We start from the raw sequence: 17059 nt of genomic DNA on the forward strand, positions 1-17059 counted from the left end.
ACCCCTACGGATAATACGTTGTTGAAATTTTACACGATTGATGGGTGCAACCTGAAAGGGATTTAACTAGAAAAATATCGAATTTAATGACATAACCGCAATTTTTTAAAAAGCACCTTAGGAAAAAGGGGTAAGCCTAATTCTGAGGTGCTGAATGCGGGTTTATAATCACCTTAAAAGTATAGCCGAGAATGCGCTTTCTAGGTATTGCATTGGGTCATGTACCATTTTGGAACTTCTCCACCCCACTATTCCATCAGGTCTTACTAGAACAGCCCCAGTTGCACTGATTCCATAAGAGCTACAGAATCTCCCATCTATATCAGCGAATTCAGCCCCGATGTGATGAACAGATAAGGTAAAATTTATTTTCTCTGCAGCTGCAATAGCAGCTTGAATCCAATCTTTCCCATCAGGCCCAACCATCAGTACAAAATTAGTACCATATAAGTCAAGAGTTGAAACTTGTTTCCCATTTTGTCCTAAAACAACATACGGCGCACGAGATCCTGGAAGTCCTCTCCACTGATTGGGGAATTTTATTTGTATGGGATCTTTCTCGTCTTCAGCCACAAATGCACCTTTTAGGTAACGATAACCCATGTTAATTATTAACGTATTAACTTTAATTTGATCAATTTCCTCTGAAGCACGCTGTTGTGATAAAGCAGTAACTTGCTCTACAGTTAAATCAGCAATTGGTAGGCGTTCCATTTCATAGGTATTGAGAAGACCATGGTCTGCATCACCGCGAAGAACTGCAGCCAATTTCCATGCTAGATTTTGTGCCTCTGCAATTCCGGAATTACCTCCTAAGGCACCAGCTGGAGGCTGTACACGGGCAGCATCGCCAACAAGGAATACCCGCCCTTTTTGAAAGCGATTAGATACACGGGCGGCCATTTCCCATGTAAGTACTGTCTTTAACTTTACCGGTATATTAGATATTCCTATCGCTGCACGAATCAATGGAATGCACCGTGATTCTGGATAATCCACAATGGATTCCTTTGTTGGATCATACCAAATATCCAGCCGATAGAGATTTGAACGCACACTGGTACCGGGATAAGGCACAAAAGCTCCCATCACATTTTCATTTCGAACAAAGCCCATTACAGCATCTCGTTTTGCAAATAACTCTGCGATATCAGCTTCGAAAACCATGCTCATATTATGCATTAGTGTCCCTGCTCCATGCTGTTTAATACCAAGTTGTTTCCTTACTCCGCTCTTACTGCCATCAGCACCAATCATGAAATCAGCCTGAATTTTTCGGGAAGCACTGTCAGAGCGATTACGAATAATAGCTGAAACCCCATTTTCATCTTGTTCAAATGAAATCATTTCCGTATCGTATCGGAGGTCCACTCCATTCTGTTCGGCATGTTTTCTCAGGATGGGTTCAAGTATGTCTTGTGCAATACAGCTGCCTTTTACAGGACTTTCATCTGCAAAGAAAGCACTCATGTCTTCAATCGTATGATTGAACACTTTCCCCACAAGACTCTCCGCTTGAAAGACCTTACTATCTTTTGAAAACGGTGGTTCTACGTTTCGTATATCTGCTTCAACTTCTAAAGGCCGAAAAATTTCCATGGTTCTTGCTGTCAAACCTGCTACGCGTGGATGGATAGCAGTGCTCGGATGACGCTCTACAACCATTGAGGAAATTCCCTGCCTTGCAAGAAGAAGAGAAAGAGAAAGTCCTACCAAACTTCCTCCAACTATAAGAACTGGAACAGTCTCATCATATGACTGAATTTGGCTAAATTTTTTATTCCCCATATTCTTAATCTACCTTTCTTTTTAAATAATCTTGTAAAGGAATCAAAAAGGTCATATGTCGTTTTTTTTATTTGATTTCTTATTCATCTGGATGAAAGCCATACCCAATAAACCTATCACGATTTCCATATTCGCTAATTGTGAAAACAAGTTCCTGATATTCCATAAAAGTATCCCTCCATATATATGATAATTTTAGATTAACGTATGACTTAACGAAGTAGTGTTGGGTATTTTTTATTTAGGTGTTCAGGTTTTTGATTCTTACCAATAAAGATCCATTCAGAATAGTATGTCAACCTAAATGCATGAGTTTTATGCAACGCTAGTGAATATTAGTATATTTCAAACACTTGTTCTGGAAAGGATAATATTAACATTATTAATTAATTCTCCCGCGCCTTCGCTTGGGCTACGTCCGCCTCTCTTAACTACCAAAAACATGCTCTAAAACTGGAAATAAAAAAGGTATTCCAACTAGGTTGAAATACCCAAAGTAAACATTTTGTGTCACATTTTAAACGATATCCTTTTAATAATGGAGTTACCCTATACTATGGTGATTTAAGTTCACATATTAGCCGGATCTTTTTCTGTCATTCATTCATTCATTCATTCCTAAGTCTCGCTTCGCAACCGGTATCCAGATTTCGCTGCGAAAAACAGGCGATGAGGTATCCTTGTGCTCATTCCATAGGATTTCAGGACCTTGCGCCTGCTCGTAGATGGAGGACGGGAACCATTCGGAATAGATCCGGCCCCACACATTTTGCAGCGTCTCCGGGAACGGACCGACAGCCTCAAAGACCGCCCATGTCGAAGCGGGGACCTCGAGTGCAGTCAGGTGACTTGGACACGTTTCAGTGGTCGCCACTCCGATGTAATGATCGAGCTCGCCTTTTTCTTCCATCCTTCCTTCCGAGAAATTCGTCGAGGCGCTGAGCAGTCCCAGAGGTTCCACGTTGGACAGGCTCTTCAACAGCACAATCGCGGCTTCGTCCAAGCTTTGCCACATGGCGGCGATCTCGGGATTCACTCCTTGGAATTGGATGGGCACACGTTTTTTCATGCCAACAATAGAAAATGCTTCTTTCTCTACAATGCGGTAGTTCATTTCACTGCCTCCCTGAATGGATACATGGAAGGTCATACGCGGATAGGCTTTTACGAAATGCCCGTGATTTCGTGCTTCAGACGGGGTAATGCCGTGCAAGCCTAGAAACGCTCTCGTAAAGGAATCGGCGGAGCTGTAACCGTACTTCACCGCAATATCGAGGACGCGACACTCAGAGCTCGCCAGCTCAAATGCCGCGAGAGTCAGCCTGCGGCGGCGAATGTATTCCGAGAGCGAGACACCCGTCAAGAACGGGAACATGCGCTTGAAGTGGTATTCCGAGCAAACCGCTATCCTCGCCACTTCTTGAAAATCGATTTCCTCCGCCAGATGGTCCTCGATATAGGCTAATGCACCATTCAGCTTTTCCAGCAATTCCATACGATATGACCTCCTTTTCTCCTATACAATAGCAGGGGTTGAGTGTGGGAATCCGACAATCGGTGCACAAGAATGACGGGGGCGAAATTGGACATGCACGTCTGAGAGTGTATACTGTTCATGTGGACAACTATGAAACCGGAGGTGTATTTGAATGAAAAAGCTGCAACTGCTTACGCTGATGCTCGTTGCCGCAATAGGCCTCTCAGCCTGTGGTTCGAGTACAGCTGAGGTCCCTAAAGACGTAAAAAGCGAACAACGTGCTACTTACGCAGTCGGAAGCGACGTGATCATCAAAGCTGACCATAAGCCAGGCATGCAAGGGGCGAAAGGCAAGGTGGTGGCTGCATACGAAACCACAGCCTATGCGGTTACCTATACACCTACGACAGGTGGAGCGCCAGTGAGCAAATATAAATGGATCATTCACGAGGAAATCAAGAGCCACGTCAAAAATCCATACAAGCCAGGTACAGAAGTGATCTTGAAGGCAGATCATGAAAAAGGCATGATGGATGCCTCGGCGAAAATCGACTCTGCTGAAACAACGACGGTTTACATGGTCGATTACACACCGACAACAGGCGGTGGCGAAGTCAAGAATCATAAGTGGGTCATCGAAAGCGAGCTCTCACCTGCAAAATAAGTGGAACGAAACGCGATAGCCTTATCATACAGCGGCAGCCAGGGACAATTCTACGTCCAGGCTGCCGTTTTCCTTGTACTCTGAAAAATGGTAAAGAAAGTGAAAGAAGAGGTAAATATATTGAAATTTACTATTCTGAATATTTAGTACAATGCTATCACACTGGCATTCATCCGTAGACTAAGGGGGTTCGTTTATGAAGGTTTCCAAATGGTTATCCGCTGTACTCAGTCTGGCTCTGTCAATGGGGCTGGTCGCCGGGTGTAGCCAGTCGGCCACCAATCCGCCTGCTTCTTCGCCAGAAGGAGGCAACGGACAGGCCAAAGAGACCATCACGCTGAAGATGGTAGAGAGCATCACCAGTCCACAGAGAACCGAGCTGCTAAAGGAACTGCTGGCTCAGTTCGAGGCGAAAAATCCTGGCATCAAAGTGGACTTGGTTTCACCCCCGTTTGAAGGAGCCGATCAGAAAATCACGCAGATGCTGATGGCCAAAGAGGAGCTCGATGTGCTGGAGGTGCGCGAGTTCAATGCGAAGCAGTTTTCCATGAACGGCTTTATCGAAAATCTGAAGCCGTACACCGACAAGTGGAAAAATTACGACCAGCTGACGGATATCGCCAAGCGGCGGGCTACGTGGGTGGACAACACGCCCTATTACATCCCCAATGGCTTGTACCAGCGCGTCTTGTTTTACCGGACCGACTGGTTCAAGGAAGCGGGCTTGGAAGTACCCAAGACGTGGGATGAGCTGCTGGCGGCAGCGAAAAAGCTGACTGATCCGGCGAAAAACCGCTATGGCTACAGCTTCCGGGGAGGTCCGACCGGCTGGGATTACGCGTTGATCACGATGTGGGCTTACAATGGCAAGGAAGTGGATCCAGCCTCAGCGTTTTTCCTGAAGGATGGACGCACCGTGTTTTCGACGCCTGAATCGCTCCAAGCGCTTGCCTTCTACAAGCAGCTCTACAAGGAGGCTTCGCCAGCGGATTCCGTCAGCTGGGGGTTCCAGGAAATGGTGCAGAGGTTCGTCTCCGGCTCTACCGCCATGCTGATCCAGGACCCGGACGTCATCGACGGGGCAAAAGAGAAAATGAAAGAAGGCACGTGGGCGACGGCTCCGCTCCCAATCGGACCATCAGGAGTGGCCCAGCAGGTCGTCGGCGGTCCGGGCTGGGGGATGACAGCGTATTCCAAGCACAAGGATGAGGCATGGAAGCTGATCGAATTCCTTTCCGATCCTGATCAAAGCACCACCTATGCCAAACGGACCTCGGTTATTCCGGTTGTGAAGAGTGCGGCTGAAGATGAGTTTTACAAGACAGGCTATTTCAAAGCGTTCATCGACATGAACGCGCAGGCGGATACCTTCATCGATGTGTCGAGGCCCGTTGACTACAAGGGCTGGGGAGCTTGGCAGAGTACGGCTGACAAGGACATCCAGAGCTATTTGCTCGACAAGATTTCTGCGGAAGACCTGCTGAAAAAGTGGGATCAATACTGGTCCAAGGAAAAAGCGGAGCGGAAATAGCAGAAGGGAGGTCGCCTGCGTGCAATCGGAGAAACCCGTCGTCATGGCGAACCAGAGGGCGGCTGCCGAGCGGAAGAAGCCGTTTCGGCTGAAAGGGGAAGGCATGTTCATCTTTCTGTGCCTTCTCCCTGCTTTGCTGTTCGTAGCTGTCTTTACGTACTATCCGCTTCTTCGCGGAGTCGTCATGTCGTTTCAGAACTACACGTTGTTTGATCTGCTCAACATACAATTCATCGGACTGGACAACTTTGTCAGCGTCGTGACGAGCCCTGACTTCCCGAGAGTGGCGATGAACAGCTTCTTCTGGGTGGTGTGCTCGCTGTTTTTCCAGCTCCTGTTTGGCTTGACCCTCGCCTTGTTGATGCGCAGAAGGTTTCGCGGCAGAGGCATCTACCAGGCGTTTGTCTTTTTTCCTTGGGCGATGTCCGGATTTTTGATCGGATTGATTTGGCGCTGGATGTTCAATGCCCAATTCGGGGTGATCAACGATTTGCTGATGAAGACAGGAATGATCGATGCCCCGATCCCGTTCCTGGCAGACGGCATGTGGGCGATGGCAGCCGTGATTATCGCGAATATCTGGTACGGTGTCGCCTTCTTTGCCATCATGATATTGGCGGCCCTGCAGTCGATTCCGGAGGAGCTGTACGAAGCGGCGGCGATGGATGGCGCGGGTCGCTTTCAGCAGCTGTGGAGCGTCACGCTGCCGTACATCCTGCCTACGATGCTGGTGACGATTCTGCTGCGCGTGATATGGATTCTGAATTTCCCGGACATCATCTACTCCATGACAAATGGCGGGCCAGCAGGCTCTACGCATATCTTCGCCACGTTCATGATCGAAAAGGTCATTTTCGGGCAGGATTACGGCCAAGCATCGGCGATCGGGGTCATCATCGTGCTGATCCTGCTTCTGTTCACCGTGTTTTACGTCAAGGCGACGCGAGTAGAGAAGGGAGGTGACTTCTGATGGAAAAGGACAATGTTTGGTGGAAGACTGGCAAGGTGGTCGTGCTCTCCGGATTTTTGGCGTTTGCGATCTTCCCGCTGTACTGGATCGTCATCACGTCACTGAAGGGCCAGCAGGAAATCTTTGCGCTGCCGATTGCCTATTGGCCGAAAGAGGTGACTTTGCAAAATTACATCGAGATCTTCCGCATTTCCCACTTTCAGGTCTATATCTGGAACAGCTTTCTCGTTTCATTGGTAGCCTCGGCTGTGGTCGTCATCATCGCGATGCTGGGAGGATACGTGCTGGCCCGCTTTTCATTTCGGGGCAAGCGGCAGGTGATGCTTGGGTTTCTGATCACGCAGATGATCCCGATGTTCATCGGAATGGCGCCTCTGTACGTCATGATGTCGCGCATGCACATCCTCAACAGCCTGGCTTCGCTCATGCTCGTCTACACCGTCATGCTGATCCCGTTTTGCACGATCATCATGTCAGGCTTTTTTCAGCGAATTCCAAATGCCTTGGAGGAAGCGGCAATGATGGATGGCTGTTCGCGATTCAGTGCCTTGTTTCGCGTCATCGTGCCGATCATGCTGCCGGGGATTGCCGCCACCTTCATCTTTGCCTTTGTGCAATGCTGGAACGAACTGATCATGGCCGTCCTGTTCATCGACGAGGAGTCCGTCAAGACGATTCCGGTCGCGATGAACGCCTTCATCAAGAAGTACGACATCGAATGGGGAGCCATGTCGGCAGCCACGGTGCTGTCAGTCATTCCGACCATGCTGCTGTTTGCCTTCTGTCAGAAGTATTTGGTGGAAGGTCTGACGCAGGGGGCTGTAAAAGGGTAATCAACGCAAAAAAGAGCAGCTTCCTTTTTCATGAAGGAAGTGCTCTTTTTTTCATTGAGGTAAGGATTGGGCAAGCTCGATCCGCACGACGGTCTCCTTGCTGGTCGGAAATTTCTCCAGCTCGATGATGCGCCAGTTTGGAGAGAGAGTCGTATGGACGGCGGCGAGTGCGTCGTCCTTCAAGCGGATCTGGTCCAGCGCGGTTTCCTGCACCGTGTAATCTGCTTCGGCAGTTAATCCATAGCGTTTGTTCAACAGGAATTTGACGCCGTTGATCGTGGTGAATTTGATCTGATAGCCTTCGCGAATGGCCGTCTCGATCGTAAGGAGGTCCTGCTGGGCGAGCTCAAACAAGTCGCTGAAATCAAACCGGCCGCCTTCCACATCCGCAAACGCTGCCCGATTGTCGGTGCGCAGCTTGTGAATGATTTCCTCGTCGACAAAACCGCTGGCCCGCGCTGCCTCCAGCAGCATCATTTCCCATTGTGAAAGCTTGACGATAGACATGGAAAAGTCCCTCCTCGCCTTGTATATTCTCAGGTTTCCGTCAATGATTCGCCAGTCACTCCAGATACCCTCTAGTATAAAGGAGTCGGAGGGGGAATCTCAACTTGAATACCCGACTAATACAATTTGACTAATGGGATATAAGAGGGCTTTCTTGTCGAACCTGTGGTTCCTTGGAAGTCGTCGTCAGAGTCACACCAGCGATGATCAGAAGCGCACCCAAGAGCTGGACGGCTGTGACTGGCCGATCCAGCAGGAAAAAGCCGAAGACCATGGCAATGAAAGGCTCGAGATTGGAAAACATCGCAGCCTTGGCCGCTCCGACCTTTTGCAGCTGGCTGTTCCAGATCAAGGTGACGACCCCATGCATGATGACTGCGGTGACAAACAGGAGCAGCCAGGAGGACACCTGATGGCTGACGGCTGCCACGGGAGCTGTGATCAGAACGAATGGCAGCATGGACCCGAACCCGATGAGATTGGAGGCGAGAGTCGTGGCGAGCGGCGGCAGGCGACGCCCCAGCTGACGGACGAGAATGATCGATACCGCAAAGGTGATCATCGTCAAAAAGATCCACAGGATGCCGATGTCAAAGTGAAGCGCAGCCCCATTGTAAATGACGAACAGGACGCCAGCCGTCCCGACGATCGAACCGACAGCCATGCGCGGCGTGAGCGATTCTTTGAGAAAAACAGCGGCCAAGAGAGAAGTCGTGATCGGCGTCAAGGCTAATACGAGAGCGGACGTGGTCGGGTCGGCGGTGACCAGCCCTTTGTAAAACGACCACTGATTGATGAAGACTCCGATGATCCCGAGACTTCCGAGCAAGAGCCAATCCCCTCGGGAGAGAGCGGGCATCGACAGGCGGCCGCGTGCCCAAACGAGCAGGAAGATCGTGATGAACAAAAGACGCAAGGCGGATAACAGCAGAGGGGAGAATTCGGCTACGAGCATTTTGCCGAACACAAAATTGCTCCCCCACGCCGTCACACAAAAGATGAGCAGAAGATAGGAGCGCAGCATGGTTGAATCGTTCCTTCCGATATCAGGCAGAAGCGGTGGCGTGAGCGGCTAGGTACGGGTCTTCGTTCGCATGCTTGCCTTCCGTACGCTGGCGAAGCACAAATAGACGAGCAGGATGATGGCCGTGGTGGAGGAAGCGATCCAGATTGCTTTCATATGGTCGACGAACGCCCAGCTGACATACCCGCTCGCGAGCCCGGCTATTGCACTGATGATGATGAAATTGCTTGCTCTGCCACGCGTCAGGACGATGACGATCACAGGCAGGAACAACGAGGCGTAAATGATGCCAAAGAAAAACAGCAAATCGAGCAAGGTCGGTGTGAAGTACCAGGTCAGGCAAAAGGAAACGGCACCGATTGCGATCGCGAGGGTATAGCCTAAACGGATTTTTTGCCGCTCGCTCGCATCAGGACGAAACAGCTGATAGACGTTGCCCACGATCAGACTGATCAGGGAATGAAGCCCGGCTCCAAAAGCCGAGGTGATGGCGCCAAAGGAACAGAGCACGAAGAGGACGAGCAAAAACGGCGTATCGATTTTCCTGACGAGCTCAAACAGCAAGGAAAAGATGTCCTGGAACCCGCCTGAAAAAAGGACGATGAAGACCAGTGATGAGAAGGCGAGCGGAATCGTGGCAAAGATCAGTCCGGACAAAAAAAAGGTAGACACCACCTTTTTCTCCTCCATCATGTACAGTCTCTGCCACGTCGCCTGATCGACGAATACTTGTCCAAAGCCGATCAGAACGCCGGTCACGATAAAGAGCAGTCCTTCGTGGTTGTTCAGCACCAACAGGTAGGGATGATACAGCCGCAAGCCGTTGAAGACATGCTCCACGCCTTTTCCGATAAAAAAGTAAACCGGGATCAGGATGGCTGTGGCAAAGGCAATCACAATCTGCACATTCGCAAAGCGATGGATCGTACGGATCCCTCCTATCCCGGCAAACAGCACACAGAAGACGAAAAAGCACAGCAGCCCCAGAGGGATAGGCAAGCCAAACAAGATGTTCAAGAGGACACCGCCTGCCATCCCTTGGACAAACATGCCCTCGATGCTGGTAATGAGCAGGATGGCGATCATGACCCAATAGCCAAACGGATGCAGCTTGATGCGCATGTAGTCCCCGATGGTCATGCCGCCTGCAAAATCGCTCCGCACTTTGCGTCCGAGCCAGCCAAAGGCGATCAGGGCAAATGCGCCCATCAAAGCAAAGCCGATCCCGCCGAACATGCCGTATTTGACCAATGCCTCGGGAGAACCGAAGATGGTATTCCCTGTGACCCACCGGGCGAGGATGGAAACGACGCCAAGGCCGATCCCGATCTTGAAGGCACCGAGGACGTATTCGCGAAACGATTGGTAGGTCAAGATGCATTCCCCTTGTCCCGGTACTCTTTCGGTGTTTTGCCCACGACTTTCCGAAAGATCGTGCTAAAGTAATGCTGGCTGTTGAAGCCAGTCCGCTCGGCCACCGTAGAGATGCTCCAGTCCGGATGGGCGAGCAGGAACTTCTTGGACATCTGAATCCGGTACTGCATCAAGTATTCGGAGAACGAGACACCGACCTCCTCGTGAAAGCGCCTGCTCAGATAGGTCGGATTGATGTGCACCTCAGAAGCCAGATCAGCCAGATTCAGTTTTTCTGCATATTTCTGATGAATGATGTTCATGGCGTCCGTAATGATCCTCGTGTAAGCCGAGAGGGCGGGGCTCTTTTGATACTTTTGCAAAATCTCGACGAGCTCGCTCTCGATCAAAGGCTTTGTTAAATAGTCCTCCACCCCCAGCCGGATGGATTGCTTGGCATAATGAAAATCCTGATAAGCCGTGACGATGATGAGATCGATGTCCCGATGCTGGGCGCGCAGCTCTTCGCCGAGTGCGAGGCCCGATTTGCCCGGGAGATTGATGTCGAGAAAGGCGAGATGGAGAGGTACTTTCTGGCTGATCGCCATGGCCTGGCTGCCATCCGCTGCCTTGTAGAGGTTCCACAGGGGGAACATGGGCTGAATCAAATACTCGAGCTGGTCCAGCTCCAATGGCTCGTCATCCACTAACAGCACGTTCATCCTCTCACCTCATTTTCATAGGGGTCGCATATGACGTAGGGCCATTCCACCAGCACGTGAGTCCCGCCTTCTTCCAAGGGGGTCAGCATGAGGTGTGCATGATCGCCAAAACATAAATGGAGCCGCCGACGGATGTTGTCCAGTCCGTGACCGCTTTTCTCATGGACAGGTTCCTGCGCAAGCGACAGCTCTTGCACGATATCCTCCACGCTGGATGAACCATTGTCGATGACCTCCAGCCTGACCTTGTCCTCATCCGAGCTGATTCGGATTTGCAGCAGCGCTTCCCCCATTTTTCGCTCCAGTCCGTGCTTGAATGCATTTTCGACCAAGGTTTGCAAGACGAACGGTGGAATGCAGGCTATCAGCAAATCGTCCGCAAAGTCCATCCGGATGGATAGACGGCTGCCAAATCGCAGCTTTTGAATCTCCAGGTACTGCTCCGTATAATCGATTTCTCTACGGAGCGAGATCAGCGACTCTGTCGATTTGTACTTGAATTTCAGAAACTGGGACAGCACTTCGAGTGCGCGCACCAGCTCTCGCGTTCGGTTGAGCCGGGCCAGACTCAGGATGACATTCAGCGTATTGAAGAGAAAGTGCGGCTGGATCTGCTGATTCAGCTGGTTGTAGAGCGCTTGCTGAAGCTCTTTTTCCAGCTCGATTTTCACGTTCCGGTTTTCCAGCAGGTCGATCCGCTTCTCGAAGATAAACAGGAACAATAAAGCAATAGCTCCTATGATAGGAGCCAAAATGAAGAACAGAATGAGCAACGTGAACCCTTCAAAACTTATCATGAGATCCCTTCTGTACGATGTTTTCTCATTTATTGGCTAATCATCATCATAGCATGAGGAAGGTGTTGCTTTTCAATTTTAACAAATTTTAATGATTGGTTACTGAACGAGATGGCACGCTACCTGGTGGGTGGCATGCAGGCTCGTCAGGGCAGGTGCTTCCGTTTTGCAACGCTCCACCGCATACGGGCAGCGCGTATGGAAACGGCATCCCGTCGGCGGATTGATCGGAGATGGGACGTCGCCGCGCAGGATGATGCGCTCCTGCTTCTTGTTCACATCCGGTACAGGAATGGCGGATAGCAGTGCTTGTGTGTACGGATGCTGCGGGCTGTCGAACAGCGATTTTTTATCGGCGATCTCTACCACTTTGCCCAAGTACATCACCATGACGCGATCGGAAATGTGGCGAACGACTCCGAGGTCATGGGAGATGAACAGATATGTCAGCTTGAACTGGCGCTGAAGGCTTTTCAGCAGGTTTAGCACTTGTGCCTGAATGGAAACGTCCAGCGCAGATACCGCTTCGTCGCAGATGATCAGCTTGGGCTGCATCGCGAGAGCGCGGGCGATCCCGATCCGTTGGCGTTGTCCCCCCGAGAATTCATGAGGAAAGCGGTCAATCTGATCCGGGCGAAGACCTACATAGCTGAGCAGCTCAATGATGCGCTCGCGCCGCTTGCCCGCAGGGACGAGGTTTTGGATCGCCAGTGCTTCCCCGAGAATTTGCGCGACGGATTGTCTGGGATTCAGCGAAGCGAATGGGTCCTGGAAAATGACCTGCAGATCTTTGCGCATGTCACGCATCTGAGACTTGGACATGGCGAGCAGGTCCTTGCCTTCGAACAGGACAGAGCCACTCGTCGGTTCATCGAGACGGAGAATGGCACGTCCTGTCGTGGATTTGCCGCAGCCCGATTCTCCTACGATGCTGAGCGTTTCCCCCTCGTAAATGGTAAAGCTGATATCATCTACCGCTTTCACGTGGTTGACGGTACGACCGAAGATACCGCCCTTGATCGGAAAGTGTTGCTTGAGATTGTTCACCTGGAGCAGCGGTGTTTTCTTATTTGGAGCGAATCCTGTCATTGGTTATACCCCCGTTTCCGTAGCAGTCTTCGTTTGTCCGTCCCATTCCGGGGTGTACATCCAGCAGCGAACCTGGCTGCCGTCTGCTTGTTCCAGAAGGTCTGGCAAGCGAGTTTCGCATAGCTGTGCCGCATGCGGGCAGCGAGGGGCAAATCGGCAACCGATCGGCATGTTGAATGGACTGGGGACGTTGCCTTTGATCGCTTGCAGCTCCTCCACGTCTTCATCCAGACGGGGGAGGGAGTTCATCAGCCCGACCGTATACGGGTGGCGGGGGTTTTCGAACAAGTTTTTCGTCGAGGTATACTCCACGACCTTCCCTGCATACATGACGGCTACGCGATCGCAGGTTTCAGCGACGACGCCCAGATCATGGGTGATCATGATGATGCTCATGCCGAGCTCCACCTGCAGCTTTTTCATCAGCTCCAGAATTTGCGCCTGGATCGTAACGTCCAAGGCGGTGGTCGGCTCGTCGGCGATGAGAATTTCCGGACGACAAGCCAGTGCCATGGCGATCATCACGCGTTGACGCATACCGCCAGACAGTTCATGCGGCTCTTGCGTTGCGCGTTTTTCCGGAGAGGGGATTCCGACCAGTTTCAGCATTTCGACCGCTTTGTCCCAAGCCTCTTTGCGGCCCATGTTCTGATGCAGTCGCAGTACTTCCGCGATCTGTTCTCCCACGGTGTACACCGGATTGAGCGAGGTCATCGGCTCCTGGAAAATCATCGAGATTTCGTTGCCGCGAATCGCGCGCATGTCCGTCTCCGATTTTTTCAGCAGGTCCTGACCTTTGAAAAGAATTTCTCCTCCTACAATTTTTCCCGGAGGACTGGCAATCAATCGCAAAATCGAGAGGGAGGTAATGCTTTTTCCGCACCCCGATTCCCCTACCAGGCCGAGCGTTTCTCCTCTGTTCAGAGAGAAATCAACGCCATCGACGGCCTTGCTGACACCATCATCAGTGAAAAAGTGCGTTTGCAGATTGCGAACGTCCAGGATTTTTTCTGGTTGACCCGGCATGGTGCTCCCTCCTTAGTTCAAGTCAATTCGTTTGTTGAAATAGCGATACAGCACATCGACGAGCAGGTTAACGAAAACGAAGATGATCGAAGCGATCAAGACGCCGCCCTGGACGACAGGCAAGTCACGCATGCGGATCGCATCGACGATCAGTCGTCCCAGACCGTTAATCGCAAAGACGGATTCGACGAGAACGGTACCGCCGAGAAGGTAACCAAATTGCAGACCGACTACCGTGATGATCGGAATGAGCGCGTTTTTCAGCGCGTGCTTGTAAATGATGACTTGCTCGCGCAGACCTTTTGCTTTAGCGGTGCGGATGTAGTCCTGGCGAACAACGTCAAGCATACTGGAGCGGGTCATCCGTGCCACGATCGCGGCGCCGCCAGTACCGAGGGTGATGGCTGGCAGGATCACGTGCTTCCACGTACCCCAGCCGGCGACAGGCAGAAGGTGCAGCTTGACGGAGAAATAGTAGATCAGGCTCAGCCCCAGCCAAAAGCTTGGCAAGGAGACACCGAGCAGGGCGACGATCATGATGGTGATATCAGCCGCCGAGTATTGCTTGGTCGCAGAGATGATACCCGCGATCATGCCGAGAACGATGGTGACAAAAATACTGGCGATGGCCAGCTCGATGGTAGCGGGCAGACGAGCCATGATCTCGTCAAATACCGGCAGGTTCGAGCGTAGGGACGTCCCTAGATCTCCGGAAGCTACGTCCGTTACGTAATGGAAATATTGCACCATGACAGGCTGATCCAGCCCGAGCTGCGTGCGGATGTTGGCGATCGTTTCTGCCGAAGCGCCTTCCCCTGCGAGCAGTACAGCCGGATCACCGGGGACCATCTGCATGATCAAGAATACGACCAGAATGACACCGAGCAGGACGGGAATCATCTGCAGCAAGCGGCGAATAATGTAGACGAACATTGAGCATTCCCTCCTATTGTTTCATCCGTGGGTCGAGAGCGTCCCGCAGGCCGTCTCCGAAGATGTTGAAGCCGAGTACCAGCGTCGAAATGGCGAGTCCAGGGAACATCGCGAGATAAGGAGCGGTAAACAGGAAGTCGCGTCCGTTGCTCAGCATGGCGCCCCATTCCGGCAGCGGAGGCTGTGCTCCCAAACCGAGGAAGGAAAGCCCTGCAGCCGAGAGAATCGCGGTCGCGAGCCTCATCGTGGCTTGAACGATAATCGGTGACAGAATGTTTGGGAAAATATGCTTGAAGATAATGGTGAAATCATTGGCGCCGAGTGAGCGGATCGCATCGATGTACTCCAGCTTTTTCACCGTAAGGGTCGAGCCGCGAACGATGCGGGCAAATACCGGAATGGAAAACACCCCGACGGCGATCATGACATTGAACAGGCTAGGGCCGAGTGCGCTGACAATGGCGAGGGAGAGCAGGATACCCGGGAATGCGAGCAGAACATCAATAACACGGGAGATGACGGTGTCTACCCATTTGCCGTAATAGCCAGCCAAAAGTCCGAGTATGATTCCAAAGAATGCTCCGATAAAGACGGCAACGAAACCGACAGACATGGACAAGCGTGTCCCGTACAACAGCCGGCTCAACACATCGCGGCCTTTGTCATCCGTACCCATCCAGTGCTCGGATGAAGGCGGCTTGAGCTTGTTCACCAGGTCTATGGCGTACGGATCATGGGGAGCGATGAGTGGTGCCAGCAGGGCTATCGCGATGTAGAACACTACGATAAAGCCTCCGACCATGGCAAGTTTATTTTTGCGAAGCTTGCGGTAAAAAGTGCGCCACCTGCCTGGGCGCGTGGCCACAGTTTTGGGTGGAATGGCTTGATTGGTTGGTGATGCGTACTCAACCTTCATGGTGCAACCCTCCTTTGCTTAGTCCAAAGTTATCAGAAAAATGTATGAAGTAAAGGCAATTTGAACAACTCGTAAAAATAGTGAAAATAGACGTAAAGATTGTGCAAATCTAGTCTTTCCGCCTGCCTGATAATGGAGGAGAAAGGCTTGGAGAGAATCCAAAACAGAGAGGATGGATCGTGGATGGGCGTTACCTATTGGTTGACCAATGTTCGTTTGGAGACGGGCTATCGCCGGGAGAACGGAATCGTTAGCGGGACGGAAGCCGCATTGTTTCACATCTTGATAAAAGACGGAAAATTTGCGCGGATTGTGCGTGCAACAGAAGTGCTGAATGACGGCACTCCTCAGCGCGATGCAGCCGGACTTCTGGCACTGCCTTCCTTTGTGGAAAAACACGTGCATCTGGACAAAACCTTGCTGGGTGAAGAGTGGCGCGCCGTGATTCCGGTCGCAAACATCATCGAGCGCTGCGAGATCGAAAAACGAGTGCTGCCTGCCCTGCCGACGACCACACAGGAGCGGGCCGAAAACTTGCTGGCCGTTCTGCTTTCGTACGGCTCCACTCACGTACGCACACATGTAGACATCTATCCGGATGCAGGCATTTCCAATCTGGTGGAAGTCCAAAAGGCGCTGGCGACCTACGAGAACCTCGTCTCTCATGAAATTGTTGCGTTTCCGCAGCATGGACTGCTCCGCACAGGCGCAAAAGGCTTGCTGCGTGAAGCGTTGGCACAGGGAGCGACACATGTGGGAGGAGTAGATCCTGCCATGGTGGATGGAGATATCGAGGAATCTTTGTACCAGATGATGGAGCTGGCGGTAGAGGCAAATGCGGGAGTAGACCTGCACCTGCACGACCCGGGACATTTGGGAACGTTTACCATGAAGCGTCTGGCAGCGATGACGGTTGACGCAGGCTGGCAAGGCCGAGTGGCGATCAGCCATGCCTTTGCACTGGGTGACATTCCTGCGTCTGAAGCGGAAGAAATGGCGACCATTTTGCGTGAGGCTGGAATTACGATCATCACGAGCGTGCCATACAGCCGTGTGATTCCTCCTGTGCCGTTGCTGCACCAAAACGGCGTAGAGGTAGCAGTCGGCTGCGACAACATCTTCGACACTTGGCAGCCATACGGAAATGGAGATGTGCTCGAGCGCCTGTGGAGACTCGCTGAGCGCTCCCGCTGGCTGGATGAGCTGTCCCTGTCCCAGTCGCTGCGCTTTATCACCGGTGGGAAAACCACGCTGGACGCAAATGGAACGCAGCTGTGGCCAGCGGTTGGGGAAGATGCCAGCCTCGTGCTCGTAGAGGCGAGCTGCACGGCAGAAGCAGTAGCTCGCCGGGCGGATCGCAAGGCCGTATTCTACCGCGGCACCCTGGCTTCAGGAAAGCTGGATGAAGTGAACGCAGAGGAGGCTTGAG

At 51.7% G+C, this 17059-nt stretch carries 16 protein-coding genes; 5 read left to right on the forward strand and 11 right to left on the reverse strand.

The features are described 5' to 3' along the window. Window positions 1-168 precede the first annotated feature (168 nt). Both JNE38_RS08500 and JNE38_RS08505 read right to left on the reverse strand, forming a co-directional pair. The gene (locus JNE38_RS08500) at window positions 169-1788 is read right to left on the reverse strand and encodes an FAD-dependent monooxygenase (RefSeq protein ID WP_203356154.1); all 1620 of its coding nucleotides are present in this window, start codon (window positions 1786-1788) and stop codon (window positions 169-171) included. 604 nt (window positions 1789-2392) lie between these two features. Then, window positions 2393-3283, reverse strand: coding sequence for an AraC family transcriptional regulator (locus JNE38_RS08505; RefSeq protein ID WP_203356155.1), 891 nt, complete (start codon window positions 3281-3283; stop codon window positions 2393-2395). Window positions 3284-3437: 154 nt separating this feature from the next. Here JNE38_RS08505 and JNE38_RS08510 point away from each other — a divergent pair, with 154 nt between their 5' ends. The 4 genes from JNE38_RS08510 to JNE38_RS08525 all read left to right on the forward strand — a co-directional run bounded on the left by JNE38_RS08510 (window position 3438) and on the right by JNE38_RS08525 (window position 7263). Beyond that, window positions 3438-3929 carry a YdhK family protein gene (locus tag JNE38_RS08510; RefSeq protein WP_203356156.1) on the forward strand — a complete coding sequence of 164 codons (492 nt, stop codon included), beginning with the start codon at window positions 3438-3440 and terminating at the stop codon, window positions 3927-3929. Window positions 3930-4125: 196 nt separating this feature from the next. Next, entirely contained in the window at window positions 4126-5460 is a 1335-nt protein-coding gene (locus JNE38_RS08515; RefSeq protein WP_203356157.1) for an ABC transporter substrate-binding protein, read from the forward strand. 19 nt (window positions 5461-5479) lie between these two features. Further along, window positions 5480-6430 (forward strand): carbohydrate ABC transporter permease, encoded by a 951-nt coding sequence (locus tag JNE38_RS08520; protein WP_203356158.1) that lies wholly within the window; start codon window positions 5480-5482, stop codon window positions 6428-6430. Continuing rightward, window positions 6430-7263: a carbohydrate ABC transporter permease gene (locus tag JNE38_RS08525; protein ID WP_203356159.1), complete on the forward strand. Its 834-nt coding sequence runs from the start codon at window positions 6430-6432 to the stop codon at window positions 7261-7263. Before JNE38_RS08520 ends, JNE38_RS08525 begins: the two co-directional genes overlap by 1 nt. A 51-nt stretch (window positions 7264-7314) precedes the next feature. On the opposite strand, the gene JNE38_RS08530 is transcribed toward JNE38_RS08525, so the two are convergent. The 9 genes from JNE38_RS08530 to nikC all read right to left on the reverse strand — a co-directional run bounded on the left by JNE38_RS08530 (window position 7315) and on the right by nikC (window position 15630). Further along, window positions 7315-7770 (reverse strand): hypothetical protein, encoded by a 456-nt coding sequence (locus JNE38_RS08530; protein ID WP_203356160.1) that lies wholly within the window; start codon window positions 7768-7770, stop codon window positions 7315-7317. A gap of 130 nt (window positions 7771-7900) precedes the next feature. Continuing rightward, window positions 7901-8794: a DMT family transporter gene (locus JNE38_RS08535; protein ID WP_203356161.1), complete on the reverse strand. Its 894-nt coding sequence runs from the start codon at window positions 8792-8794 to the stop codon at window positions 7901-7903. Between the two features lie 48 nt (window positions 8795-8842). Continuing rightward, window positions 8843-10168 carry a sodium:solute symporter family transporter gene (locus JNE38_RS08540; protein WP_203356162.1) on the reverse strand — a complete coding sequence of 442 codons (1326 nt, stop codon included), beginning with the start codon at window positions 10166-10168 and terminating at the stop codon, window positions 8843-8845. Beyond that, window positions 10165-10869, reverse strand: coding sequence for a response regulator transcription factor (locus JNE38_RS08545; protein WP_203356163.1), 705 nt, complete (start codon window positions 10867-10869; stop codon window positions 10165-10167). Before JNE38_RS08545 ends, JNE38_RS08540 begins: the two co-directional genes overlap by 4 nt. Beyond that, on the reverse strand, window positions 10866-11666 hold the full coding sequence (locus tag JNE38_RS08550; RefSeq protein WP_203356164.1) for a sensor histidine kinase: 801 nt from the start codon (window positions 11664-11666) through the stop codon (window positions 10866-10868). The genes JNE38_RS08545 and JNE38_RS08550 overlap by 4 nt, the downstream gene beginning before the upstream one ends. 99 nt (window positions 11667-11765) lie before the next feature. After that, the gene (locus tag JNE38_RS08555) at window positions 11766-12755 is read right to left on the reverse strand and encodes an ABC transporter ATP-binding protein (protein WP_203356165.1); all 990 of its coding nucleotides are present in this window, start codon (window positions 12753-12755) and stop codon (window positions 11766-11768) included. Between the two features lie 3 nt (window positions 12756-12758). Beyond that, entirely contained in the window at window positions 12759-13781 is a 1023-nt protein-coding gene (locus JNE38_RS08560; protein WP_203356166.1) for an ABC transporter ATP-binding protein, read from the reverse strand. A gap of 12 nt (window positions 13782-13793) precedes the next feature. Continuing rightward, on the reverse strand, window positions 13794-14714 hold the full coding sequence (gene nikB / locus JNE38_RS08565; RefSeq protein ID WP_203356167.1) for a nickel ABC transporter permease: 921 nt from the start codon (window positions 14712-14714) through the stop codon (window positions 13794-13796). 13 nt (window positions 14715-14727) lie between these two features. Next, window positions 14728-15630 carry a nickel transporter permease gene (gene nikC / locus JNE38_RS08570; RefSeq protein WP_203356168.1) on the reverse strand — a complete coding sequence of 301 codons (903 nt, stop codon included), beginning with the start codon at window positions 15628-15630 and terminating at the stop codon, window positions 14728-14730. A gap of 183 nt (window positions 15631-15813) precedes the next feature. Here nikC and JNE38_RS08575 point away from each other — a divergent pair, with 183 nt between their 5' ends. Next, entirely contained in the window at window positions 15814-17058 is a 1245-nt protein-coding gene (locus JNE38_RS08575; RefSeq protein WP_203357468.1) for an amidohydrolase, read from the forward strand. The last annotated feature ends 1 nt before the right edge of the window (window position 17059 follow it).

Origin of the sequence: Brevibacillus choshinensis (genome assembly GCF_016811915.1) — a bacterium.
Classification (GTDB): Bacteria; Bacillota; Bacilli; order Brevibacillales; family Brevibacillaceae; genus Brevibacillus; species Brevibacillus choshinensis_A.